This is a genomic window from Arthrobacter sp. Soil763 (assembly GCF_001428365.1).
Classification (GTDB): domain Bacteria; phylum Actinomycetota; class Actinomycetes; order Actinomycetales; family Micrococcaceae; genus Arthrobacter.
The window spans coordinates 153,425-176,744 of sequence record NZ_LMSH01000003.1; the positions used below are offsets into that span (position 1 = coordinate 153,425).

Annotated in this window: 22 protein-coding genes and 1 pseudogene; 4 read left to right on the top strand and 19 right to left on the bottom strand. The window is 69.3% G+C overall.

Features of this window, described 5'->3' with window-relative positions:
* Positions 1-9: 9 nt before the first annotated feature.
* On the bottom strand, positions 10-504 hold the full coding sequence (locus ASG71_RS10440) for an SRPBCC family protein (RefSeq protein ID WP_056738950.1): 495 nt from the start codon (positions 502-504) through the stop codon (positions 10-12).
* Positions 505-575: 71 nt separating this feature from the next.
* Here ASG71_RS10440 and ASG71_RS10445 point away from each other — a divergent pair.
* Positions 576-1,330: pseudogene (locus ASG71_RS10445) on the top strand (gamma-glutamyl-gamma-aminobutyrate hydrolase family protein).
* Here the strand turns inward: ASG71_RS10445 and ASG71_RS10450 are convergent.
* Positions 1,327-2,571 (bottom strand): MFS transporter, encoded by a 1,245-nt coding sequence (locus ASG71_RS10450; protein ID WP_056738951.1) that lies wholly within the window; start codon positions 2,569-2,571, stop codon positions 1,327-1,329. The pseudogene ASG71_RS10445 and the gene ASG71_RS10450 sit on opposite strands and share 4 nt — an antisense overlap.
* Positions 2,572-2,740: 169 nt before the next feature.
* On the opposite strand from ASG71_RS10450, the gene ASG71_RS10455 reads away from it, so the two are divergent.
* A complete protein-coding gene (locus tag ASG71_RS10455; protein WP_056738954.1) occupies positions 2,741-3,190 on the top strand; it encodes a MarR family winged helix-turn-helix transcriptional regulator in 450 nt (149 codons plus the stop codon).
* 97 nt (positions 3,191-3,287) lie between these two features.
* Here the strand turns inward: ASG71_RS10455 and ASG71_RS10460 are convergent, their stop codons facing one another.
* Together ASG71_RS10460 and ASG71_RS10465 are read right to left on the bottom strand one after the other, a co-directional pair.
* The gene (locus ASG71_RS10460) at positions 3,288-4,568 is read right to left on the bottom strand and encodes an alkaline phosphatase family protein (protein ID WP_056738955.1); all 1,281 of its coding nucleotides are present in this window, start codon (positions 4,566-4,568) and stop codon (positions 3,288-3,290) included.
* Positions 4,565-6,208 (bottom strand): alkaline phosphatase D family protein, encoded by a 1,644-nt coding sequence (locus ASG71_RS10465; RefSeq protein ID WP_056738957.1) that lies wholly within the window; start codon positions 6,206-6,208, stop codon positions 4,565-4,567. Before ASG71_RS10465 ends, ASG71_RS10460 begins: the two co-directional genes overlap by 4 nt.
* Before the next feature lie 207 nt (positions 6,209-6,415).
* On the opposite strand from ASG71_RS10465, the gene ASG71_RS10470 reads away from it, so the two are divergent.
* Both ASG71_RS10470 and ASG71_RS10475 read left to right on the top strand, forming a co-directional pair.
* A complete protein-coding gene (locus ASG71_RS10470) occupies positions 6,416-6,775 on the top strand; it encodes an ArsR/SmtB family transcription factor (protein ID WP_056738958.1) in 360 nt (119 codons plus the stop codon).
* Positions 6,772-7,254 (top strand): SRPBCC family protein, encoded by a 483-nt coding sequence (locus ASG71_RS10475; RefSeq protein ID WP_056738960.1) that lies wholly within the window; start codon positions 6,772-6,774, stop codon positions 7,252-7,254. The genes ASG71_RS10470 and ASG71_RS10475 overlap by 4 nt, the downstream gene beginning before the upstream one ends.
* Here the strand turns inward: ASG71_RS10475 and ASG71_RS10480 are convergent.
* The 15 genes from ASG71_RS10480 to sucC all read right to left on the bottom strand — a co-directional run bounded on the left by ASG71_RS10480 (position 7,212) and on the right by sucC (position 23,197).
* A complete protein-coding gene (locus tag ASG71_RS10480; protein WP_056738962.1) occupies positions 7,212-8,000 on the bottom strand; it encodes a triose-phosphate isomerase family protein in 789 nt (262 codons plus the stop codon). The two genes, ASG71_RS10475 and ASG71_RS10480, sit on opposite strands and share 43 nt — an antisense overlap.
* Positions 8,001-8,035: 35 nt before the next feature.
* Positions 8,036-9,382 (bottom strand): MFS transporter, encoded by a 1,347-nt coding sequence (locus tag ASG71_RS10485; RefSeq protein WP_056738964.1) that lies wholly within the window; start codon positions 9,380-9,382, stop codon positions 8,036-8,038.
* A 98-nt stretch (positions 9,383-9,480) separates the two neighbouring features.
* A complete protein-coding gene (locus ASG71_RS10490) occupies positions 9,481-10,248 on the bottom strand; it encodes an SDR family NAD(P)-dependent oxidoreductase (RefSeq protein WP_056738967.1) in 768 nt (255 codons plus the stop codon).
* Positions 10,249-10,287: 39 nt separating this feature from the next.
* A complete protein-coding gene (locus ASG71_RS10495) occupies positions 10,288-11,241 on the bottom strand; it encodes a 3-hydroxyacyl-CoA dehydrogenase family protein (protein ID WP_056738969.1) in 954 nt (317 codons plus the stop codon).
* Positions 11,238-11,759, bottom strand: coding sequence for a ribose-5-phosphate isomerase (locus tag ASG71_RS10500; protein WP_056738971.1), 522 nt, complete (start codon positions 11,757-11,759; stop codon positions 11,238-11,240). The genes ASG71_RS10495 and ASG71_RS10500 overlap by 4 nt, the downstream gene beginning before the upstream one ends.
* A gap of 11 nt (positions 11,760-11,770) precedes the next feature.
* Entirely contained in the window at positions 11,771-13,492 is a 1,722-nt protein-coding gene (locus ASG71_RS10505) for a dihydroxyacetone kinase family protein (protein ID WP_056738973.1), read from the bottom strand.
* Between the two features lie 51 nt (positions 13,493-13,543).
* Positions 13,544-14,542, bottom strand: coding sequence for a sugar phosphate isomerase/epimerase family protein (locus tag ASG71_RS10510; protein WP_056738975.1), 999 nt, complete (start codon positions 14,540-14,542; stop codon positions 13,544-13,546).
* A 124-nt stretch (positions 14,543-14,666) separates the two neighbouring features.
* Entirely contained in the window at positions 14,667-15,371 is a 705-nt protein-coding gene (locus tag ASG71_RS10515) for a GntR family transcriptional regulator (RefSeq protein ID WP_056738978.1), read from the bottom strand.
* A gap of 31 nt (positions 15,372-15,402) precedes the next feature.
* Entirely contained in the window at positions 15,403-16,275 is an 873-nt protein-coding gene (locus ASG71_RS10520) for an NAD(P)-dependent oxidoreductase (RefSeq protein WP_056738980.1), read from the bottom strand.
* Between the two features lie 4 nt (positions 16,276-16,279).
* Positions 16,280-17,752: a four-carbon acid sugar kinase family protein gene (locus tag ASG71_RS10525; RefSeq protein WP_235564046.1), complete on the bottom strand. Its 1,473-nt coding sequence runs from the start codon at positions 17,750-17,752 to the stop codon at positions 16,280-16,282.
* 65 nt (positions 17,753-17,817) lie between these two features.
* Positions 17,818-18,594 (bottom strand): SDR family NAD(P)-dependent oxidoreductase, encoded by a 777-nt coding sequence (locus tag ASG71_RS10530; protein ID WP_056738982.1) that lies wholly within the window; start codon positions 18,592-18,594, stop codon positions 17,818-17,820.
* Between the two features lie 9 nt (positions 18,595-18,603).
* Positions 18,604-19,950 (bottom strand): MFS transporter, encoded by a 1,347-nt coding sequence (locus ASG71_RS10535; protein WP_056738985.1) that lies wholly within the window; start codon positions 19,948-19,950, stop codon positions 18,604-18,606.
* 236 nt (positions 19,951-20,186) lie between these two features.
* A complete protein-coding gene (locus ASG71_RS10540) occupies positions 20,187-20,915 on the bottom strand; it encodes a FadR/GntR family transcriptional regulator (protein ID WP_056738987.1) in 729 nt (242 codons plus the stop codon).
* 197 nt (positions 20,916-21,112) lie between these two features.
* Positions 21,113-22,015 carry a succinate--CoA ligase subunit alpha gene (gene sucD / locus ASG71_RS10545; RefSeq protein ID WP_056738989.1) on the bottom strand — a complete coding sequence of 301 codons (903 nt, stop codon included), beginning with the start codon at positions 22,013-22,015 and terminating at the stop codon, positions 21,113-21,115.
* Positions 22,016-22,027: 12 nt separating this feature from the next.
* On the bottom strand, positions 22,028-23,197 hold the full coding sequence (gene sucC, locus ASG71_RS10550) for an ADP-forming succinate--CoA ligase subunit beta (RefSeq protein WP_056738991.1): 1,170 nt from the start codon (positions 23,195-23,197) through the stop codon (positions 22,028-22,030).
* Between the last annotated feature and the right edge of the window lie 123 nt (positions 23,198-23,320).

The window sequence follows — 23,320 nt, forward strand, 5'->3', positions numbered from 1 at the left end:
CCGACGGTCCTAGTGCTGGGGATCCAGGGCGGCACCGGGCGCAGTGCCCTCCGCCGAGGTCAGGTAGGCGTCCAGCTTGGCAAGGGTTTGTTCGATGCTGGCGGGGTGGCGGCGGAGATAGCCGGCCCAGCGGAGCAGGATCCTGGCCGGTACATGCCGGGCGTCCCACTGCTCCGTGACCAAGGTGCCCGGGGTCCCGGCGTCGTCGGTCACCGGGTTCAGCACATAGCGCCAGACGTGGCCGCCGAAGTGGCGCCACGCGATCCGCCGGCCTTCCTCGAACTCGCAGACCGTGTTGAGGATCTTGTAGTCCAGCTTGATGTTCATCTCCATGCCGAACTTCGCGCCGAGGCTGAGCCGCTCGGGCCCGCGAGGCTGGGCTCCCTTCACGGTGTCCGAGCCGTCTATTACGCTGTGCAGCGTCGGCGTGGCCAGCACCTCGAAGATGGCTTCCGGGGCGGCGGCGATGAAGCGGCTGCGGGACACGAGGTACTTGCTGTTCATCCGGCAATCCTAGCCCTGCCCGGCGCGGCGTCATGATGCGGTCGCGCCGCGGCGGTGATGCAGAATGAAGCATGCAGAATCCCGCTGGCCCCTGCGGCGCGCGCCCCCGCATCGGCATTCCGGTCCGGCTCACCTCCTACTCGGACCCCGATCCGCGGGTTGGCGAGGCCAATGCGCTGTTCGATTACATCGTCGCCCTGGTGCGCGACGGCGGCGGCGACCCGGTGCTGCTGACCGCGGCAGAGGAACCCGGCGAGCTCGACGGCGTCGTCCTTCCCGGGGGCGGGGACTTGGATCCCCGCCTGTATGGGGAGGAGCCCGGGTCCGCCTGCTACGACGTCAACCGCGACCAGGACTCCCTCGACCTTGACGTGGCCCGGCAGGCCATCGCCGCCGGCGTCCCGGTGCTGGGGATCTGCCGGGGCATCAGCTGCTGAATGTGCTGTACGGCGGAACCCTGGTCCAGGACCTGGACTTCGGGTCCGTGCCGCACCGGGAGCCCGCCCCGCTGAACGGTGCCGGGCCCTGGGCGTGGCACGAGGTGGGGATCGACGGCGGTTCCAAGGTGGCTGCCCTGTATGGGGCGTCCGGGCCGCTGACGGTCAAGATCGCCTCCGGCCACCACCAGGCCGTGGCCCGCGTGGCCGACGGACTCGTGGTCACCGCGGTGGCAGAGGACGGGACGGTCGAGGCCCTCGAGGACCCGCGGCGCTGGGTGACGTCGGTCCAGTGGCATCCGGAGGCCCTGGAGCTGCCCGCCGGGGAACGGCAAGCGCCGTTCCGGGCCTTCGTGGAGGTCTGCCGGAACGGCGCTGGCCGGGCTTAGCCACGGCCGGCAGCCACTGGCTCCGGGGCAGACTCCCCGGCCGACGTTTCCACAACAACCGCCCGGGCCGGTGCGCCGCCGTCGGCCGGCGCTGCCTTCCGGGCGGCGCCTGCTGCCAGGGCCATCACGGCCAGCCCCAGCAGGGTGATCCCGGCGCCCGCCCAGATGGGTGAGGTGTAGCCCAGCCCGGCGGTAATCGTCACTCCGCCGGTCCAAGCCCCGAGGGCATTGCCGACGTTGAACGCACCGATGTTGGCACCTGACGCCAGGGTGGGGGCGCCGTCGGCGTACTTCATCACCCGCATCTGCAGCCCCGGCACGGTGGCGAAGCCGAACCCGCCCAGCAGCACCATCGAGGCGATGGTCATCGGCTGGTTTGCCGAGGTGAGCGCGAAGACCACCAGGACTACCACCAGGGCGGCCAGCACCACCAGCAGGGTGCGGTCCACGTCCCGGTCCGCGGCCTTGCCGCCGACCGTGTTGCCGATGAAGAGGCCGACGCCGAAGAGGATCAGCAGCCACGGCACGGTGGCCGCGGAGAAGCCGGTGACCTCGGTCAGGGTGAACGCGATGTAGGTAAAGGCGCCGAACATGCCGCCGTAGCCGAGGACGGTCACGGCGATCGAGAGCCAGACCTGTCCCGAGCGGAACGCCCGGAGTTCACCGCGCAGGCCGCCTGCAGCCGCCTCGCCCGGGCCGGTCTTCGGCACCAGGGCCAGGATGCCCGCGAGGGCCAGCACGCCGATGCCGGTGATGGCCCAGAAAGTGGAGCGCCAGCCGGCGGCCTGGCCGAGCATGGTGCCGAAGGGGACGCCCAGGACGTTCGCAGCCGTCAGCCCGGTGAACATGATGGCGATGGCCCCGGCCTTCTTGGTAGGTGCCACCATGCCGGCGGCGACCACGGCACCGATTCCGAAGAACGCTCCGTGGGAAAGGGCGGCGATGATCCGGCCCACCAACATCAGGCCGTAATCCGGCGCGGTCGCGGAGACGAGGTTGCCGGCGATGAACAGCAGCATCAGCACGGCCAGCACCGGCTTGCGTTCAAAGCGCGTGACGGCGGCGGTCAAGAACAACGCCCCCACGACGACGGCGAGGGCGTAGCCGGAGATCAGCCAGCCCGCGGTGGCTTCAGTGACGTGGAAGTCGGCGGCCACCTGCGGCAGCAGGCCCATGATGACGAACTCGGTGAGTCCGATGCCGAACCCGCCGAGGGCGAGTGCGATCAGCCCGATAGGCATGGAGAAACTCCTTTTGAACTGTACGAGGGGATGGGTGCGTCGTAAGCTATTAGTTGCAGACGCGGTATTTATTGTTGCACACGCAACTATGCCGCGCAAGCAACTATTTCTGGGCGCCGCCAGTGGGCAGGATCGGCGGCGCACGCCGGAGTTGAAAGGAAGCACACAGATGGGCATCAAGGACGACGCCGTCGAGGTCCGGGCGCAAGGCTGGCGGACCCTCGCGGCACTGCACGGACTCATTGAGGCGGAGCTGGAGCGCTCACTGCAGGCCGAGGCTCAGCTGTCGGTGGTGGAATACACCGTGCTTGACGCCCTGGGCCGTCAGGACGGCTGGCATATGCGGATGCAGCAGCTCGCCCGGGCCACGGCACTGAGCCCGAGCGCCACCACGCGCCTGGTGAACCGGCTCGAGGACCGCGGTCTGCTGACCCGGATCCTCTGCGCGGACGACCGCCGCGGGATCTACACCGAACTGACGCCCAGCGGCATTACTTTGCTGGAGCAGACCCGGCCGGCGCACGACGCCGCCTTGGAGCGCGCCCTGGATCAGGCCCGCGAGGTGCCGGAGCTGGCGATCCTGGTGGAGGCTCTCCCCCGGCTGCACGCCGGGGTCTGATCGCGGGCCTCGGACGCAGGAAGGCGCCGGAGGCAGCGTGGGGGCTGGCTCCGGCGCCTTCGACCCCGGGACCGGGTGACCCGGTCCCGGGGTGGTACTAAACGGTCAGGGCGGCGGTCCGAGCCGTGCCGTCGTAGCCTCCGGCGGGGGCCTTGAGACCGTAGAGCCGACCGATGGTGGGCGCGACGTCGGCGGTCCGCGCCGGCTCCGAGGAGACCGACTGCTTGACCACAGCCGGGCTCCCGCCGGAAACGAAGAACGGAATCGGCTCTGTGGCCGGGTGCCCGTGGTTCCCCGGGATGGGGTTCGAGGCCACGTAGGGGTCCGAGAAACGCCAGCCCGCACGGCAGTACGCCACGAGGTCGCCGGCTTCCGCCCCCAGGCGCAGGTCTGCGGGCCGGTTGACCGACAGGACGCCCTGGTGCGCCGCAACCAGCTGTTCGACGGCGGCCAGCCCCGCGGCGCGGTCGGCGTCCGAGCCGGTCCAGTACAGCAGGTCGGCGCCGCCGTTCTGGGCGATTTTGACGTTGGACTGCAGCTCCGGACGGGCCTGCAGGATCAGGTCAATGGAAATGACATTGCTCGGCAGGGACCAATCCATCGAATGGTCAGCCAGCACCATCACCACGCTGGAATCCCACTTTCCGGTGTCCTTGAGGTGGTCGATGAAGCGTCCCACCTGAACGTCGGTGTCCGCGAGGGCCGTTTCGCGCGCGGCCCGCAGCGTGGTTCCGGTCAGGTCCGAGTGCCCCACGCGGTCGATGTCGCCCAGGTTGGTGAAGACGAAATCGGGATCGGGTCCGTCCACCATGGCAAGTAGCGCGTCCATGGTGGCGGCGTCGGGCGCGTGCCCGGTGACCGGCAGCAGGGGCTGGGGTTCCCACCGGTAGCTGGCCCGGGTGCCGAAGATGCCGTAGAGGTACTTCTTGCTCAGCACGGAGCCGGTGGTGAGCCCCTGTTCCTGCAACCGCTCCAGCAGGGTGGGGAAATGCAGGTCCGTGGGACGGTCGAGGTCCCGGACCACGCCTTCGGACCGATCGAAGATGGCGTTGGCCGGAACCCCGGAGCGATCCGGACGGACACCGGTCATCATCATGACGTGGTTGGGGATGGTCTCCATCACGGGCAGCGAGCGCGCGGCCGGGAAATTGGTGCCGGCAGCCCGCAGGGAGGCCAGGCGCGGCGTCAGGGCCGGGGTGATTTCGTCGGGGCGGCAACCGTCCACGACGAGGACGTAGCTGCGGGTGCGTCCCGCCGCGGGGGCCGCCCAGGCGGCACCCGGGGCAGCGGACAGCACGACGGCGGCGCCTCCCGCGGCCACGAGCTGCAGGAACTGCCGGCGGCCCGGCGTCGGCTGGTGGTTGGTTGAACGGCTCATGCGATGCCTCCCTGGGCGGGCGTGACCTTGCCCGTGGTGGTTTGGACGTTGAAGGATGTGGTGAGTGTCGATCCGGAGCCGGCGTCGGTGCGCTCGGCGAGGACGTACCAGTCCATCCGGACACCGGCAGGCGTGACGTCGAGGACGGAGTAGCCGTGCGAGTCAAAGTCCAGGTATTTCACGTGCGGGTTGGCGGCCTTGATCGCGTTCTCGACGCCGACGGACCCGGTCCGCGGCGGAACGTTGAGGATGTCGTCGAGGTTGTCGCTCGTGACGGAGGTGCAGACCAGTTCCGCGGCCACCGAGTCCCCCGTCGCCGGGTAGGTGGCCGGGTCCGCCGGGACGTCGCAGGCCCAGCCGGAGTGGATGTCACCGGTGAGGAACACCGTGTCCTTGATGCTGTTGTCCCGCAGGTGGCGGACCACCCGGTTGCGGTCGGCCTCGTAGCCATCCCATTGGTCCACGTTGTACGGCACGCCGCTGATGCTCGTTCCACCCATCAGTTTTTGCACCCCGGCCAGCTCCGCAGCGCTCAGGGTGGAGGGGACGCGGACGGGCGCGATCATGACGGGGTTGCCGACGAGTTTCCACTGCGGTCCCGTCGAGGTGAGGTTGCCCAGCAGCCAGTCCATCTGGGCGGCGCCGGTGATCGTCCGGGTCGGGCTGCTGATGGCAGAATCCGCCCCGTTGGCGGCCTGCTGGTCGCGGTAGGTGCGCAGGTCCAGCATGGACAGGCTGGCCAGGGTTCCGAAGTCCAGGCGGCGATAGATCGTCCCGCCCGGCTCGTAGCGGACCGGCATCCACTCGGCGTAGGCCCGGTGCGCGGCGGTGAAGCGCTCGCTCCAGGTACCCTCGACGCCCGGGGTGTGGTTTTCGGCCCCTCCCTTCCAGGCGTCGTTGGCCGACTCATGGTCGTCCCAGGTCACAATGAACGGCGCGGCCGCGTGCAGGGCCTGGAGGTCGGGGTCGGTCTTGTACTGGGCGTGGCGGCGGCGGTAGTGCGCCAGCTGCGTCATCTCGACGGCCGGGTCGTGGGGACGGACCACGACGTCGCGGGCCTGGTATTCCCCGGGGCCGTATTCGTAAAGGTAGTCGCCCAGGTGCAGGACGGCGTCGAGGTCGCCGCGGGCGGCCAGATGGCGGTACGACGAGAAATAGCCAGCCTGCCAGTTGGCGCAGGACACCACGCCGAACTTCAGCCGGTCAACCGGGGCGCCGGCGGCCGGCGCCGTCCGCGTGCGGCCGACCGGCGAAACGGCAGCGCCCAGCGTGAAGCGGTACCAGTAGCTGGTGCCGGGGGTAAGCCGGTCGGCAATCACTTTGACGGTGTGGTCCCTGGCCGGACCGGTGCCGGCAGTTCCCCGGGCGACGATCTTCTTGAAACCGGAGTCAACGGCGACCTCCCAGCCCACTGACACGTCGGGGCCGGTTCCGCTGCCGGGCAGCGCGTCCGGCGTGGGCGTGACGCGGGTCCACAGCAGCACACTGCCGGGCATCGGATCCCCCGAGGCGACGCCATGACCGAACGGCCCGGCGGCGGGGGCCGCGAAGGCGCCGGCGGGCGCGGGCGAGGCCAGGGCTCCCGCGACGGCGGCAACCCCCGCGGAGCGTAGTACTTGACGACGAGTAAAGGTTGTCATGCATTCCAGTATTTCCATCCCGCCGGGGCCAAATGCCGGCTTTTCCGCCCCCGTGGGCGGACGTTCACCGAGAGTTCACCGTGGCGGACCCGTCCGGCATACTTCGACGAAGCTAGGCCCCTTGCCGAACAAAGAACCAGCGGCGTACGGTTAAACAACCGAAAGGTTTATCAACTTTTAGGTTGACAAAAAGAAGGTAGAAGTACCGTGGTCCACGACGACGAACAGCTCGACTCCGCCTTCCTGGCGCTGGCCGATCCTATCCGCCGCCGGATCATCGCCCGGCTCAGCCGGGGCCCGGCCACGGTCAACGAACTGGCGGAACCCTTCGCGATCACCAAGCAGGCGGTCTCGAAGCACATCCAGGTCCTCGAGCAGGCGGGGCTGGTGACGCGCACGCGCGACGCCCAGCGCCGGCCCGTCCACCTGGACCCCGCACGGCTGGAGGCTCTCACCGCATGGATCGACCAGTACCGGCTGGTCCGCGAGGGGCAGTTCCGCAGCCTCGACGCCGTGCTCCAATCACCGGCCGCAGCACGCGGCACGCAGGCAAAGGACTCATCATGAGCAACGCCCTGAAACTCACCGTCCCGGAAGGTTTGCCCTTCATCGACTTCGAACGGGACTTCGATTTCCCCGTCGCGGACGTCTTCCGCGCCCACAAGGACCCCGGCCTCATCGTGCAGTGGCTCGGCCCGCGCGGGATGCACATGGATGTGGACCACTATGACTTCCGCACCGGCGGCAGCTACAGCTACACGCACACCGGCCCGGACAGTGTCCCGCACGTGTTCAGCGGGATCTTCCACACGGTCCGGGAGAACGACTTCGCCATCCAGACCTTTGAGTTCGACGGCTACCCGGACGTGGTCAGTATCGAATTCATGACCTTCACGGACCTCGGTGGCGGCCGCACCCGGCTGTCCGCGCATGCGGTGTACCCCAGCATGGAGGCACGCGACGGCATGGCGCAGTCCGGGATGGAGTCCGGCGTCAGCGAGGGCTACGAGCGGCTCGAGGAGCTGCTTTCCGGCGCCAGGGTCTGAAGCGCCTCGTCGAGCACCCGGCCGAGGTTGCCGGCGTCGTGGGCGAAACGGCCCAGGAACAGGCCGTCGACGGCGGGAAGTTGCGGCAACAGGCCGGGGCCGGCGCTGCCGCCGTAGATGACGGGACAAGCGGCGCCGAGGCCCCCGCGGATCAGTGCCGCCACCTCATTGACGTAGTCCGGCGCGGCGGGCCGGTCCGCGCCGATGGCCCAGACCGGTTCGTAGGCCACGACGAGGCGCCGGACCATCGCCTCGTCGCCGGCCACCGCGGCCCGCACCTGGGCGAGGCAGACGGCGGCCGCCTCCTCCGGGCCGGTCCGGGCCTGTTCGCCGATGCACAGCAGCGGTGTGAGCCCGGCGTCGACGGCGGCGCGCACCTTGCGGGCCACGACGCCGTCGTCCTCGCTGAAAAGCGCCCGGCGTTCCGCGTGGCCGATCTCCACCAGCGAGACGCCGAGCTCGGCCAGCATGCCCGGGCTGACCTCCCCGGTCAGCGGCCCGTCCCCCCAGGCGCAGTTCTGTGCCCCGAGGAGGACCGGCGAGCCGGCCAGGATCTCCCCCGCCGCCGCCAGAACCGGGAAGGAGGGGATGACGAACACCCGGATGTCCCGGCCCAGGGCGGGCCGGGCGTCCACCACGGCGCGCACCTCCGACAGCCAGCGCAGGCTTTGTTGGTAGCCCAGGTACATCTTGGTGCTGACACCGATGTACAGGGGTTCGGCGCTGGTGCCGGAGGTGCGGTTCATGGATCTCCTCGGAGGGGGCGGGACGTCGGCTGGTTCTAGTCGAGCAGCTCGTCGGCCTTGTTCTTGAACCGCTTGGTGGCGAACATCATCGCCGCCGCCACGAACGGCAGCACACCCAGGGCGTAGACGCCCATCGACCCGGTCGGCGAATGCGTCGCCTCGTTGACCGCGGTGCGCAGGATCGGAGCGACGAAGCCGCCCAGGTTGCCGAGCGAGTTGATCAGGCCGATGCCGGCGGCCGCGGCGGAACCGGCCAGGAACGCCGTCGGGTAGGACCACACCACCGGGCCCACGGCCAGGAAGCTGCAGACGGCCAGGGTAATGAAGATCATGCCCAGGACCGGCTGGTGGTTGGTTCCGGCCCAGGCCGAACCAAAGATGCACAGGCCGGTGGAGATGAACAGGATCGTGCCGAACTTGCGCCGTTTGGCCACCGTGTTGGCTGCCTTGCCGATGAAGTAGCAGGAGAAGATGCCGAAGAACCACGGCACGGCGATCAGCAGGCCGACGGCGAGGCCCACCTTCTGCCCGGTCAGCGAGGAGACCTGCTGCGGGAGGAAGAAGGTGACGCCGTAGACGGCGATCTGCAGGCAGAAGTAGATGGCGGTGAAGTACCAGACCCGGCCGTTGCGCATCGCGGCGAGGATGCCGCGGGGGCCGGTCTCGTCCTTGATGTTGTCCTCCAGGGCCATGACTTCCTTGAGCGCGTACTTCTCCTCGCTGCTGAGGAACTTGGCCTTGTCCGGACCGTTGATCAGGAAGAAGAAGGCCGCGATGCCGGCGACGACGGCGAGCATGCCCTCGACGAAGAACATCACCTGCCAGCCGCGGACGCCCGGCACCTGGTCGCCGATGTTGATCAGCCAGCCGGAGAGCGGGTTGCCGATCATCTGGGAGAACGGCTGGGCCAGGTAGAAGATGGCAAACATCTGCACGCGGACCTTATTCGGGAACCACTCGGCGAGGTACATGATCACGCCCGGGAAGAGCCCGGCCTCGGTCACGCCGAGGAGGAAGCGCAGGATCACGAACGAGGTTTCACCCTGCACGAATGCGAAGCAGGCGGAGACGATGCCCCAGGTGATCGCGATCCGGGCGAGCCAGACCTTGGCCCCGACCTTCTTCAGCAGCAGGTTGCTGGGGATTTCGAAGATCGCGTAGCCGATGAAGAAGATGCCGGCGCCAAGGGCGAAGGCCGCGGCGGAGACGCCTTTGTCCGCGCCCAGGGCCGCTTCGGCGAAGCCGACATTGGTCCGGTCCAGGAACGAGACGATGTACAGAATGACCAGCATCGGCATCAGCCGGCGGGCCGCCTTGGAAATCGCGGACTTCAAGACCGGGCGGCCCAGAAGTTCCTTGGATGTTGCGGTAGTTACGGACACAGCACTCTCCTTCGAGTGATGAGGTGGGGTGGTTCCCCCGCGGGCCGGCGGCCTGCGGTCTTGGTGGTTTCCGGTGCCCGGGGGCTCCGGTCGCCGGGTCAGTGCATGTACAGGCCGCCGTCGACGTTGAGCGTCTGCCCGGAGATGTAGCCTGCGTCCTCGCCGATCAGGAAGTGGATCGCGGCCGCGATGTCGCGCGTGCTGCCCACCCGGTTCACGACCAGGTCCTTGACCAGTTCATCCTTGCGTTCCTCGCTGAGGGTGCCGCCCATGATGTCGGTGTCGATCGGGCCCGGGGAGATGGCGTTGACGGTGATGTCGTACTCGCCCAGTTCACGGGCCGTGGCGCGGGTCAGGCCGATCACGCCGGCCTTCGCAACGGAGTACGGAGTCTTGCTGAACGTGCCGCCGCCGCGCTGGGCGGAGACCGAGGAGATGTTCACGATCCGGCCCAGCCGGTTCTTCACCATCGATTCGGCGGCCCGGCGGGTCGCGTAGTGCACGCCGTTCATGTTGATGTTGAGCACCCGGTCCCATTCGGCGGCGTCGAGCTCGAGGTAGGGCACCGGGGAGCTGACGCCGGCGACGTTGGCCAGGGCCACGAGCTGCGGCAGTTCGGCCTCGATCTCGTCGATCGCGGCGCGGACCGAGGCCTCGTCGCCGACGTTGGCGCCGGCGCCGTGGGCCTTGATGCCGTGCCTTTCGGCGAGCTCCTTGGCCAGGGCCTTGCTGGCGGCGTCATCGAGGTCGATGACGCCGATGTTCCAGCCGCGCTCGGCGAGGTAGGCCGCGGTGGCCCGGCCGATGCCGCGCTCGGAGACGGCACCGGTGACAATCGCGGTGCGCTCTGCGGGGAAGGTGGTCATGGAAGTCTCCTTGGGAAGTGTTCGGTGCGTGCAGGAAGCTCAGGCGAGGGGCGCGGGGCCGAGTTCCTCGAGGAGTTTCTGCATGGCGACGTAGGCCTTGTTCCGGTACGCGACCAGTTCGGCGGTCCGCTCGGCCGGGACGTTGAGGAAACCGGAGCCGGTCTTGGTGCCGAGCTGGCCGGCGTCGACCTTTTCCTGCAGGATCTGCGGGGTGGCGAAGCGCTCCGGGAACCCGGTCTGGAGGGACTTGTAGCAGAAGGCGTAGACGTCGAGCCCGGCCATGTCCGCGATCGCGAACGGGCCGAAGAACGGCAGGCGGAAGCCGAAGGTGGTGCGGACCATGGTGTCCACGTCCTCGGCGGTCGCGATGCCCTCCTCGACCACCTGCGCGGCCTCGTGGAAGAGCGCGTACTGCAGCCGGTTGAGCACAAAGCCGGTGACGTCCTTGACGGTGGCGGTTTCCTTGCCGGTCTCCCCCACGATCGCGCGGGCCGTCTCAACGGTGGCCTCGGAGGTGCCCTCGTGCGGGATGACCTCCACGCCGGGGATGAACGGTGCCGGGTTGGAGAAGTGCACGCCGAGGAACCGCTCCGGGTTGGCCACGGCTTCGGCCAGCTTCGCGATGGAGATCGTGGAGGTGTTGGACCCGATGATGGCGTCCGGGCGTGCGGCGGCGCTGATCCGGCGGAGGGTGGCGTGCTTGATCTCGAGGACCTCGGGCACCGCTTCCTCGATGTAGTCGGCGCCGGCGACCGCTTCCTCGATGTCTTTCGCGGCCCAGAGGTTCTCCTTGAGCTTCTCGGTGGAGCCCGCGGGGAACAGCCCGGCCGCGACGAACTCGTCGGATTCCTTCAGGAGGCGTTCGTAGTTGCTCTGGGCGATCTCGGCGGAAACGTCCGCGAGTGCGACACGGGCGCCGGCCAGGGCCAGGACCTGGGCGATGCCGCCGCCCATGTAGCCGGAGCCGACGACGGCGATGTTACGAGTGCTCATTTGCTTTCCGATCCTTCCGAAGCTCCTTCATAGGAGTGGATTGCGTCCACCTTGGCCGCGGATGCGGAGGTGTCATCGAAGCGGTGGTCCAGCCATTCGCTGACCAGTTTCTTGGCCAGTTCCAGGCCGATCACGCGCTGGCCCATGGTGAGCACCTGCGCGTTGTTGGACAGGACGGACCGCTCCACGGAGTAGCTGTCGTGGGCGGTGACGGCGCGGATGCCGGGCACCTTGTTGGCCGAGATGGCAACCCCCAGTCCGGTGCCGCAGATCAGCAGGGCGCGGTCGGCCTCGCCGGCGGCGACCTTGCGGGCCGCGGCGACGGCCAGGTGCGGGTACGCGGTGGTGTCGTCGGCGCCGACTCCCACGTCCTCGACGGAGGCGACCCGGGGGTCGGCTTCAAGGAGGGCGAGCAGGGCGTTCTTGTATTCGACGCCGGCTTCGTCGTTGCCGACGACGATCCGCCAGCCCTGGCGGGCCTCGGCGGCGGGTGCCGTGGTTTCTGTGGGTTCTGTCATGGGGTGCTCCTTCAACTGCGTTCGATCGAGGCTGCGTACTCGGCGACCCGGTCCGCGATCAGGCCGAACGACACGGCCCCGGGATCGGGGTGGCCCAGGCTCTTTTCGGCCAGGGGGCGGGCGCGGCCTTTTTTGGGGCTGAGCCCGGCCGTCGCGTCGGCGGCCCGGGCGGCCGCGTCGGCGGCGGTCCGCAGGCTGCGGACCAGGCCGTCGCCGTCGTCGATGCCCCGGTTGAAGACGTCGGCGAACGGCAGCAGCGCGTCCACCATGGTCTTGTCCCCCGCTTCGGCCTTGCCGAGGGTGAGGATCGCGTCCCGGAGCGCGTCGACGGCGGCGGCCGCGTCCGACTCGGTGTAGGTGTCCTTGCTGCCCAGGGCCCGGCCGACGGCGGTGACCGCGGCGCCCCAGAGCGCTCCCGAGGTGCCGCCGGCGCGTTCGGCCCACTGCTCGCCGGCGGCCGCGAGGACTTCCTCCAGCCCGGCTCCGGCGGCGTGCGACTGTTCTGCCGCGGCGACGGCGGCGTCCACGCCGCGGCGCATGCCGATGCCGTGGTCGCCGTCCCCGGCAATGGCATCGAGCTTGCCAAGGGCTTCCTCGTGTTCGACGACGGCGGACTGCGCGACCTTGAGCGCCTGGACGGCGGTGCCGGCCAGCGCGGCCGACGCGGCGGTGGCCGTGAACGACGTCGCCGTCCCGGCACCGGCCTGGACAGCGACGGACCGGGCCCGGCGCGGGGCGAGGTTGCCCTTGCGGAAGGCCGGGGTGTCGGCGGGGGCGGACCAGAATTGTTCCAGTTCCTCGTCCAGCCAGAAGAGCGTCAGGGACAGCCCGGACATGTCCAGGCTGGTGACGAGCTCGCCGCATTCGGGTTCCACGATCTCCAGGCCGGCCGCGGTCAGCAGGGCCTCGATCTTGCCGAACAGGAGGAACAGTTCGTCGTACTTGACGGTGCCCAGGCCGTTGAGGATCGGCACCACCCGGGAGCCGGCGGCGTCCGGCTTGTCCTTGAGCAGCCCGTCCACCAGCAGGGTGGCCAGCTCGCTGGCGGTCGGCAGGGGCTGTTCGGAGATGCCCGGCTCGCCGTGGATGCCCAGGCCGACCGACATCATGCCCTCGGGCACCGTGAACAGCGGTTCCGCGGCGCCGGGCAGGGTGCAGCCGGCGAAGGCGACGCCGAGGGACCGGGTGTGGTGGTTGGCCTTGATGGCCAGCCGTTCCACCGCGTCGAGATCCAGGCCCGCCTCGGCTGCGGCACCGGCGACCTTGAAGACGGTAAGGTCCCCGGCGATGCCACGGCGCTTGGTGATTTCCTCCAGCGGGGCGCTGGCGATGTCATCGGTCACCAGCACGGTCCGGGTCTCGATGCCCTCGGCGTTGAGCCGCTCCTGCGCCTGGCCGAAGTGGAGCACGTCGCCGGCGTAATTGCCGTAGCTGAGCAGCACTCCTCCGCCGGTTTCCGCGGCCTTCACCACGCGGTAGACCTGGCCGGCGGAAGGGGACGCGAACATGTTGCCGCAGGCGCTGCCGGCGGCCAGACCGGCGCCGACGAGGCCGGCGAAGGCCGGGTAGTGGCCGGAGCCGCCGCCGATCACCAGGGCGACCTGGCCGGCCGGGGTCTCGGTGGAGCGGACCACGCCGCCGTCGACCCGGGCCACGTACTGGCGGTGGGCGGCGGCGAAGCCGTCGAGGGCGTCGTCGGCGAAGCGTGCGGGATCGTCAAATATCTTGGTCATGATTCCTCGTTGAACCGGTTGGGGCGGTTGGACGGACGGGGCGCCGCGGCCCTAGACGGCGGAAACGGCCGCGGGCTGCTGCCGCCCCTGGGCCACCAGGGAGGTGCCGAGGGCGTAGCCCTCGCGCTTGGGCAGGACCTGGCGGCGCAGGTAGTCCTGGTTGGCGGCGGTGACGCTGAGGCCGTCGCCGCCGTAGTGCTCGGTGCAGATGATGCCCTGGAATCCGACCGAGATCGCGAACTGGAAAGCTTCGCGGTAGTTGATCAGGCCGGCCTCCATCGGCGCCGGCATGGCGACGAACTGGTTCTTCGCCCGGTTTTCGTCGCGGAAGTAGTTCTTGACGTGCCAGTAGTTGGCGTAGGGCAGCGTCTTGTGGACCATCTCGCGCCAGTCCTCGATGGGACGGTGCAGGCGGACCAGGTTGCCGATGTCCGGGTTGAGGCCGACGTTGGGCAGATCGATGTCCTGGACCAACTGCACCGAAGAGTCGGCGGTGCCGAGGTAGGTGTCCTCGTACATTTCGAGGGAGACGAGCAGCCCGAGTTCGGCGGCGTGCCGGCCGACCTCGCGGATGCGGGTGACGGCCTTGTTCCAGGTCTCCTTGTCCCCCACCGGGTCCTTGTGGCCCTCGACGGTCCAGAACCAGAGCTGTTCGCGCTGGGCCGGGGTCAGCGCCTGGTGCAGACCGATCGAGACGACCTCGCAGCCAAGGGCCGCGGCGGCGTCGAGGGTGCGGTGCGTGTAGGCCAGGTTGTCTTCCCAGTTGGCGGCGTCGATGACGCTGCGGCGGATTGCGGAGATGGCCGGCAGGCCGACCCCGGCGGCGCGGGCCGCGGCGGCGAACTCTTCCAGCCGGGCCGGGCTGAGGTCGCCGGGGCGCACCCAGCTGTCGGTCAGGTCGGCGTTGGCAAAGCCGGCGTCGGCGACTTCCTCGAACACCTGCTGCCAGTCGGAGGCGGGGGCGTCCTGGAGCGACGTTCCGTCGGGCCGGGTCCCCGGGAACTGCAGGAGGGCCGCGGTGATGGGCCAGTTTTCAGCGGTGTACGACATTGTCACTCCAAATCTTGAATCACATTTCCTATAGGATTCACCGGCCACGGAGACCCTGTCAAGAGGTTTCTGCCACGTGAACCTTCCGGCGGGTGCCGGGGAGGGCCGTTAGGGGCCGTCCGGCCTAGCTGCGCACTTCGCTGTCGTGCACTTCGCTGTCGTGCTGCGAGCGCTGCTTGACGCCCTCGATGTGGGCGATCATCTTCCGGCGGGCCAGGTCGGCGTCGCCGGCCTCGAAGGCGCGCAGGATTTCGGTGTGTTCGGCGATCGCGAAGTCCGCGTCGGTGACCCCGAGGCCTCCGAAGAAGCGGAACCGCTGCACCTGCCCGCCGAGGGCGTTGTACGCGGAGAGCAGGAACTGGTTGTTGGCGTGCTCGGCGATGAGGCGGTGGAACCGCTCATCGGCCTCCCAGTAGGCGCGGAACTCGGCGAACGAGGGCCCCCGCGGCGCGGCCTTAAGGTCCTCGATGGCCTGGGACAGCTGGTCGGTGAGGTCGGCGTCGGCGTGGCCGCAGGCCATGAAGGCGTTGGCCGGCTCGATCACCAGCCTCGCGTCCATCAGGTCCGCGAGCTCCGCCGCGGTGAACAGCGGCGCCACCCGGTAGCCGCGCAGGGCGGTGCGGCGCACCATCCCGGTTGCCTCGAGCCGGGCCAGCGCCTCCCGGACCGGCGTCGGCGAGACGTCCAGCTCCCGGGCCATCCCGTCGATGCTGACCGGCGTGCCGGCTTCGAGCCGGCCGTCCATCAGCGCGATGAGCAGCGCCTCGTAGACATGGTCGGCGAGGACCTGCCTGCTGACGCCGCGGGAGGCCTGATCCTTGATTGCCATACTTGGAATCCTATAGCCGCAACCGCGGGTGCTACCGCCCGCGCAGCACCTCGATTACGGACGAGTCGTCCCGCCGGCCCAGGCCGGCGCGCCGGCCGCTGAGGTAGAGCTGTTCGGCGGCGGAGGCCAGCGGGGCCGGGTAGGTGCTGTCCCGCGCAGCGTCCACCACGAGGCCCATGTCCTTGACGAAGATGTCCAGGGCGCTGCGGACCTCGGTATTCTCCGGGTCTACCATCCGGGAGCCGCGGTCATCGAACATGAACGACGCCGCGGCACCGGTGCGCAGCACCTTCCAGGTTTCCTTCGGGTCCAGGCCGAGCGCCTCCGCGAAGGCCAGGGCCTCCCCCGCCGCGGCGATATGCACGCCGCAGAGCAGCTGGTTCACCAGCTTGACCTTCTGGCCATCGCCGACGGCGGAGCCCACCACCGGCGCTGAGCTCGCCATCGCGTCCAGCAGCGGCCGGACCGCTGCGAGGGCCCGCTCGGAGCCGCTGACCATCATCAGCAGCTCACCGGTGGCGGCGCGCTTGGTGCCGCCGGAGACCGGGGCGTCCACGAGATCGACGTCGAACGGTGCCAGCCGTTCGGCCAGCGACACCACGGCGGCCGGGCCGACCGTGGCCATCAGCAGGACCACGGTGCCCGGTCGGAGCGCCGCGGCGAGTTCGTCCGGGCCGAAGAGCACGGCGTCAGCCTGGGCGGGGGTGGCCACCATCAGGGCGACGACGTCGGCCTCGGCCACCGCCTCCTTGGCCGAGGCAGCCGGCGTGAGGCCGGGACCTGCCAGTGACTGTGCCCGACCGTCGGCGACGTCGAACGCCGTGACCTCATGCCCGGCGTTGGCCAGCACGACCGCCATCGGGCCGCCCATCGCGCCCAGTCCGATCCATCCGACCTTGCTCATCGGGTTACTTCCTTTCCTGGGCCGCGGACGTGGTGCCGCGGAAGAGTTCAATGGTGTCGGCGAGCGCGTTTTCGTCGCCAACGTTGCCGGCGAAGACGACATACGGCATGCCCTGCACGCCGGGGGCCGCCTCGTCGGGGCGGAGCACCGAGACCATGCCGGGGAACAGCTGGCCCAGCACGGTGGCCCGGCGGATGCCGAGGCCGCGGACCGCGACGTCGTGCGAGGTGATGCCGCCCTTGGCGATCACCCAGGCCGGCCGGGCGGCGAGCGCGGCCTGGACCACCTCGATCAGGGCGGCGGAGACGCTGCGGGCGATCTCCAGGCTGGCCGCCGCGTCGGCGCCCTTGAGCAGGGTGCGGGAGGTGTACAGCAGGACGTCGGCGTCGGCGAGGGCGCCGACGACCCGTTCGGCGGTGGCCGCGATGTGCCCGGCGCGGGCTGCCGGGTCGATCAGGTCGGCGACGGAGAGCTCGACCTCGCTCACGCCGCCGCGCGCCTGCGCCGCGGCGACCTGGCGGGCGGTCTGGCCGACGTGGGAGCCGACGACGGCGAGCCCGTGCCCGGCCGGGCGTCCGCCGGGCCAGATGTCCTGCGCCTGCAGGGTGGGCTTGGGGTCCAGGCCCGCGAGGGCGCGGACGAAGGACGGTCCGGTGCGGTGCAGGAAGACCTTGCCCTCGCGCTGGACCTGCTGCAGGCCCAGGACCACGATTTCCAGGTCGGCGAACTCTGTGGCGTTGACGATGATGAGCTGCAGCCCGGCTGCGGCGCGCAGGATCTCGGCGACCCGGTCCTCCCCGCCGGTCCGGATGTCGTCCAGGCCGATGCTGAGCACCTGGTCGGGACTGACCGTGCCGCCGCTCTTTTCCGCGACGAAGTCTTTGAGATCCGAGGAGCGGTACCCGAAGGTGGCGTCCTTGGCGAATTCGGTGTCACCGGCCGGGACGGGTTCGCCGCCCACCATGGCCCAGTGCACGTCCCCGGCGGTGAAGCGGCCGGCTTCGAAGTAGGACGGGGCCAGCAGGACGCCGTCGAAGCCGTGGCCGGTGACTTCGCGCCGGACGGCGTCGAGGGCCCGGATCTCTGCCATGACATGGCCGCGGAGGGTCGAATCGCTGCGGCTGACCACGTCCAGGGGCGCGCCGAGGCGGTCTTCCAGGGCGAACAGGGCCCGGCCCGCTTCCTGGTTCAGGGCGACGGCGTCGGCCTCGTCCAGGCTGCGGGTGTTGGTCAGGATGAAGCAGGTCGACGCCGGTTCGGCCAGGGCCGCGGCGTACTCGTCCGCCTCAAGGACCGTGACGACGGAGACGCCGTGCACGGACTGCGAGCCGGTCGGATCATCGTCGAGCACGGCCGTCCGCCGGCCGGTCGCCTCACGGTAGGCACGGATCCGCTGCCGGGCATCGGGCAGGCGCACCGGCTCGGGGGCAGCGGCGGCGGGGGCAGCCATCCCGACCGGGGAGGTTTCGTGGGTCATGCTGTGGTCCTTCCGGGTGGTGCCGTGCGGCCGGAGCCGCACGGCACGTCCTGGGAAGCGTCCGGTCAGGAGACCTGGAGGCCGCCGTTGATGTCGTAGGTCGCGGCGGTGATGTAGCCGGCGTCCTCGCTGAGCAGGAAGGCCATCAGGGCGGCGACCTCGTCGCGGGTGCCCACGCGGCCCATCATGATCCCCTCGGACATGGCGGCCTTCCGCTCCTCGGTCAGCGTGCCGCCCATGATGTCGGTGTCGATCGGGCCCGGTGCGACCGCATTGACGGTGACGCCGAACTCGCCGACTTCCCGGGCCAGGGCCCGGGTGAAGCCGAGGATGCCGGCTTTCGACGCGCTGTAGGCGACCTTGGAGAAGGTGCCGCCGCCGCGCTGGGCGGAGATCGAGGACACGCTGACGATCCGGCCGAGCCGGCGTTCGATCATGCCCTTGAGGACCCGCTGCGAGACGATGAAGGTGCCGCGCATGTTGATTGCGAAGACCTTGTCCCACTCGGCGACGGAGGTTTCCATGAACGGCGTCGGGGAGCTGATGCCGGCCAGGTTGGCGAGCCCGACGATCGGCGGCAGGGACGCCTCGATTTCGCTGATTGCCCGGTCCACGGAGGCCTCGTCCGAGACGTCAGCGCCGACGCCGAGCGCCTTGACGGCCCGGTTGGAGCCGATTTCAGCGGCGGCGGCCTTGGCGTCCTCGGCGTTGATGTCCAGGATCGCGATGGACCAACCGTCGCGGGCCAGCCGGTCGGCCGTGGCGCGGCCGATGCCGCGGGCCGAGGCGGCCCCGGTCAGGACGACCGTGCGTTCGGCGGGGAAGGTACTGGTTTCAGTCATGGGTGGTTCCTAGTGGCTTTCGGTGACGGAGTCGGCCGCGGCGGCGGAGACGCCTTCCGGACGGTTGCGGGCGTAGAGGTAGGTGGCCACGGCGGTGACCGCGAGGCAGGCGGCCAGGAAGACCAGTCCGCTCTGGCTGTTGCCGGTCGCGTCCTTGAGGAGGCCGACGATGTACGGGGAGACGAAGCCGCCGAGGTTGCCGAGCGAGTTGACCATCGCGAGGCCTGCGGCGGCGGCGGCGCCGGTCAGGGCGGCGGAGGGCATGGCCAGGAACGGGGCGATCGCGGAGTAGATGCCCATGGCCGCGAGGGTCAGGAACACCATCGAGAGCACGGCGTTGACCGGCAGCAGGAACCCGGCGCCGAGCAGGCCGACGGCGGCCAGGACCATGCTGGCGCTGGCGTGCCAGACCCGGTTGCCGGTGCGGTCCGAGCGCTTGCTCCAGAAGTACACGAACACCGCCGCGATGGCGTACGGGATGAAGACGATGAAGCCGACCTGGACGGAGTCGAACTTGCCGAGCGCCTTGACGATCGTGGGCATCCAGAGGCCGAGGCCGTAGATGCCGCAGACCAGGCCGAAGTACAGGGCCGAGTAGGCCAGGGTGCGGGGGTCCTTCAGGCCGGCGAGGAAGTTGTGGTTGCCGGACTTCTGCTTGTCGGCCAGTTCCTTGTTCATGGTGCTGGAGAGCCACTCGCGCTCTTCGGGCTTGAGCCACTTGGCGTGTTCGGGCCGGTCGGTCATGACGAACGGGGTGATGATGCCCAGGACGATCGCCGGGATGCCTTCGATGATGTAGAGCCACTGCCAGCCGTGCAGGCCGGCGACACCCTCAAGGCCCAGCAGCATGCCGGAGACCGGGGCGCCGAGGGCGTTCGAGATCGGCTGGGCGAGGATGAAGATACCCAGCACGGTCACGCGCTGCGCGGCAGGGAACCAGAGGGTCAGGTAGAAGAGGATGGCCGGGAAGAAGCCGGCCTCGGCCGCGCCGAGCAGGAAGCGGATGATGTAGAACGTGGTCTCGCCGTTGACCAGGAACATCGCGGTGGCGAAGATGCCCCAGGTGATCAGGATGCGGGCGATCCACTTGCGGGCGCCGTAGCGGTACATGCCGCCGTTGCTCGGGATTTCCAGCAGGGCGTAGCCGAGGAAGAAAATACCGGCGCCGAGGCCGTAGGCGGCTTCGGTGAGGCCGATGTCGCCCTGCATGCCGAGCTTGGCGAAGCCGACGTTGTTACGGTCCAGGTAGGCGATGAAGTAGAGCAGGACGATCAGGGGCATGAGCCGGCGGCGCACCTTGCGCAGCGTGGTCTGGCCCAGTTCGCTCAGGGCCGGGGTGGCGGTCAGGGAGGTCATCGCTGGCCTCCACCGGTGTTCGTGGTGCCCAGGGCAGGGACGTGCGCGCGCATGAAGACTCCTTTGGCTGGCGGCATTCTGTGACAATCGATGATGTCAGATGTCTGATATCTGTCTGAGATTCTAATCACACGGCAGGGTGGCGTCAACAGCTCACGGAATGCGTCGCGCACCACTGTCCGGCCGGACGCCGGCGGCTGGGCGGGGCTGCGGCACGGCCAGAATGGCCCCCGGGGTCAGCTGGCGGCGGCGCCGCGGGCTGCGACCGCGAGGTAGCGTTCGTAGTCCTCGAAGGTCTGGGTGATATGCGCGTCCATGGCCGACCGGGCAGCCGCCGGCTCGCCGGAGGCAATCGCGGTCAGGACCTGCTTGTGGTGGTGGATGGCGTGCCGCTGCACGTCGGGGAACGCGGAGGTCTCACGCCGCATGGCGTACAGCAGGGTGGAGAGCTGGCCGAGCAGGGCGGGCACGAAGGGGTTGCCGGAGGCGCGCAGGACGGTGTCATGGAAGGCGATATCGGCCACGGTGAGCGCCTCGACGTCGCCGGCGTGGTGCGCGGCCTCCATCAGGCGGACGCTCTCGGTCAGATCGGCCAGGTCGGCCTCGGTGTGGCGGGAGGCTGCCAGCTCCGCGGCGCCGGTTTCGACCATCCGCCGGACTTCGAGCAGACGCAGCGCGACCTGGTCCGAGGCCACGCCCCGGGAGGCGGCGCGCATGATCGCGTCCAGGCCGGTCCAGCGCTCGGGCGGGTTCACGAAGGTGCCGAGGCCGCGTTTCACGTAAACCACGTTCTGGGCCTTGAGCGCCTTCATCGCCTCGCGGGCGGTGAGCCGGCTGACGCCGGATTCCTTGGCGATGTCCGCTTCCGGCGGCAGGGCGTCGTCGGGCTTGATCTGCCCGCTGAGGATGTATTCGAGGACCTGGTCCACGACGACGTCGACCAGTGTCCGCCGCGTCTCTGCCATGGTGATCCCCTGCCTGCGCGCCCCCGAACCGGGCGCATTGCCTCTCCTCCAACCCTACTAGACGCAGCGCCGGCGTCCGGCTGTACGGCGTCCGGTTAAGCGGCGAACGCGGGGCCGCCTCCGGCCATCCCAGGGGATGGGCCGGAGGCGGCCCCGCGTTGCGGTGGCGCGGTGCTGCGGGACGCAGCGGGTGAGGCCTAGAGTGCGGCGTAAACTTCGCGCAGCAGCTTGGCGGTCTCGGACGGCGTCTTGCCGACCTTGACGCCGGCAGCCTCGAGGGCTTCCTTCTTGGCCTGGGCGGTGCCCGCGGAGCCGGAAACGATGGCGCCGGCGTGGCCCATGGTCTTGCCTTCCGGGGCGGTGAAGCCGGCCACGTAGCCGACGACCGGCTTGGTGACGTGGGCCTTGATGTAATCCGCGGCCCGCTCCTCGGCGTCGCCGCCGATTTCGCCGATCATCACGATCGCCTTGGTCTCGGGATCAGCTTCGAACGCTTCGAGGGCGTCGATGTGCGTGGTGCCGATGATCGGGTCGCCGCCGATGCCGATGGCGGTGGAGAAGCCCAGGTCGCGCAGTTCGTACATCATCTGGTAGGTCAGGGTGCCCGACTTGGAGACGAGGCCGATCGGGCCCTTGCCGGTGATGTTCGCCGGCGTGATGCCGACGAGCGCCTCACCCGGGGTGATGATGCCGGGGCAGTTCGGGCCGATGATGCGGGTGACCTGCTTGCCGTTGGCGTCCACCTTGGACTGGGCCAGCGCCCAGAACTCGGCGGAGTCCTGGACCGGCACGCCCTCGGTGATGACGACGACCAGGCCGATGCCGGCCTCGATGGCCTCGACGACGGCGTCCTTGGTGAAGGCCGGCGGCACGAAGACGATGGAGACGTCGGCGCCGGTCTCGGCCATGGCTTCCTTGACGGTGCCGAAGACGGTGATCTCGTTGTCGCCGTGCAGGACCGTGGTGCCGGCCTTGCGGGCGTTGACGCCGCCCACAATGTTGGTGCCGGCCTTGAGCATGAGGGCGGTGTGCTTGGTGCCTTCGCCGCCGGTGATGCCCTGGACGATGACCTTGGAGTCCTTGTTCAGATAAATAGACATAGTCGTGTCCCTTTACTTCGCTGCGTTGGCGAGCTCGGCAGCCTTGTCGGCGCCCTCGTCCATGGTGGCGGCCAGGGTAACCAGCGGGTGGTTGGCCTCGGCCAGGATGCGGCGGCCTTCCTCGACGTTGTTGCCGTCGAGACGGACGACCAACGGCTTGTTCGCGGAGTGGCCGAGCTCGGCGAGAGCGCCGACAATGCCCTTGGCGACAGCGTCACAGGCGGTGATGCCGCCGAAGACGTTGACGAAGACGGACTTGACCTGCTCGTCGCCGAGGATGACGTCGAGGCCGGCGGCCATGACCTCTGCAGAGGCTCCGCCGCCGATGTCCAGGAAGTTGGCGGGCTTGACGTTGCCGTGGTTCTCGCCGGCATAGGCGACGACGTCGAGCGTGGACATGACCAGGCCGGCACCGTTACCGATGATCCCGACTTCGCCGTCGAGCTTGACGTAGTTGAGGTCCTGCGCCTTGGCCTTGGCCTCGAGCGGATCCGCGGCGTCCTTGTCCTCCAGGGCGGAGTGCTTGGGGTGGCGGAAGTCGGCGTTCTCGTCGAGGGAGACCTTGCCGTCGAGGGCAACGATGTCACCGGCGCCGGTCTTGACCAGCGGGTTGACCTCCACGAGGGTGGCGTCTTCCTTCTTGAAGACGTCCCAGAGCTTGAGGATGACGGCGGCGACCTTGCCGCGCAGTTCCTCGGCGAAACCGGCGGCGGCGACGATCTCGTCGGCCTTGGCCTGGTCGATGCCAACGGCCGGGTCGATCGCGACCTTGGCCAGCGCCTCCGGGCGCTCGACGGCGAGCTGCTCGATCTCCATGCCGCCTTCCACCGAGCACATGGCCAGGTAGTTGCGGTTGGCGCGGTCGAGCAGGACGGAGAAGTAGTATTCCTCGGCGATGTCCGCACCCTGGGCGATCATCACCTTGTTAACGGTGTGGCCCTTGATGTCCATGCCGAGAATGTTGGTGGAGTGCTCCAGCGCTTCATCGGCGGTCTTCGCGACCTTAACGCCGCCGGCCTTGCCTCGGCCACCGACCTTAACCTGTGCCTTGACGACAGTTACGCCGCCGATCTTCTCGGCAGCTGCCTTTGCTTCTTCAGGGGTGTGCGCCACGATGCCAGCAAGCACGGGTACACCGTGCGCCTCGAACATATCGCGCGCCTGATATTCAAACAGGTCCACGGTTTAGTGTCCTTCTACGTCGAAGTAGTTTCTGTACAGCCGGACCCCGCGTACTCGCGGTTACCGGGCTGCGGAATAAACGCACCCTGCGACAAGCTTGGAAACGAGCCACACGGCGCAATG

Bases quoted from the DNA above. Each gene is read 5' to 3' on its own strand.
- ASG71_RS10440 (WP_056738950.1), bottom strand. From the start codon at position 504: ATGAACAGCAAGTACCTCGTGTCCCGCAGCCGCTTCATCGCCGCCGCC.
- ASG71_RS10450 (WP_056738951.1), bottom strand. From the start codon at position 2,571: ATGCCTATCGGGCTGATCGCACTCGCCCTCGGCGGGTTCGGCATCGGA.
- ASG71_RS10455 (WP_056738954.1), top strand. From the start codon at position 2,741: ATGGGCATCAAGGACGACGCCGTCGAGGTCCGGGCGCAAGGCTGGCGG.
- ASG71_RS10460 (WP_056738955.1), bottom strand. From the start codon at position 4,568: ATGAGCCGTTCAACCAACCACCAGCCGACGCCGGGCCGCCGGCAGTTC.
- ASG71_RS10465 (WP_056738957.1), bottom strand. From the start codon at position 6,208: ATGACAACCTTTACTCGTCGTCAAGTACTACGCTCCGCGGGGGTTGCC.
- ASG71_RS10475 (WP_056738960.1), top strand. From the start codon at position 6,772: ATGAGCAACGCCCTGAAACTCACCGTCCCGGAAGGTTTGCCCTTCATC.
- ASG71_RS10480 (WP_056738962.1), bottom strand. From the start codon at position 8,000: ATGAACCGCACCTCCGGCACCAGCGCCGAACCCCTGTACATCGGTGTC.
- ASG71_RS10490 (WP_056738967.1), bottom strand. From the start codon at position 10,248: ATGACCACCTTCCCCGCAGAGCGCACCGCGATTGTCACCGGTGCCGTC.
- ASG71_RS10495 (WP_056738969.1), bottom strand. From the start codon at position 11,241: ATGAGCACTCGTAACATCGCCGTCGTCGGCTCCGGCTACATGGGCGGC.
- ASG71_RS10500 (WP_056738971.1), bottom strand. From the start codon at position 11,759: ATGACAGAACCCACAGAAACCACGGCACCCGCCGCCGAGGCCCGCCAG.
- ASG71_RS10505 (WP_056738973.1), bottom strand. From the start codon at position 13,492: ATGACCAAGATATTTGACGATCCCGCACGCTTCGCCGACGACGCCCTC.
- ASG71_RS10510 (WP_056738975.1), bottom strand. From the start codon at position 14,542: ATGTCGTACACCGCTGAAAACTGGCCCATCACCGCGGCCCTCCTGCAG.
- ASG71_RS10515 (WP_056738978.1), bottom strand. From the start codon at position 15,371: ATGGCAATCAAGGATCAGGCCTCCCGCGGCGTCAGCAGGCAGGTCCTC.
- ASG71_RS10520 (WP_056738980.1), bottom strand. From the start codon at position 16,275: ATGAGCAAGGTCGGATGGATCGGACTGGGCGCGATGGGCGGCCCGATG.
- ASG71_RS10525 (WP_235564046.1), bottom strand. From the start codon at position 17,752: ATGACCCACGAAACCTCCCCGGTCGGGATGGCTGCCCCCGCCGCCGCT.
- ASG71_RS10530 (WP_056738982.1), bottom strand. From the start codon at position 18,594: ATGACTGAAACCAGTACCTTCCCCGCCGAACGCACGGTCGTCCTGACC.
- ASG71_RS10535 (WP_056738985.1), bottom strand. From the start codon at position 19,950: ATGACCTCCCTGACCGCCACCCCGGCCCTGAGCGAACTGGGCCAGACC.
- ASG71_RS10540 (WP_056738987.1), bottom strand. From the start codon at position 20,915: ATGGCAGAGACGCGGCGGACACTGGTCGACGTCGTCGTGGACCAGGTC.
- sucD (WP_056738989.1), bottom strand. From the start codon at position 22,015: ATGTCTATTTATCTGAACAAGGACTCCAAGGTCATCGTCCAGGGCATC.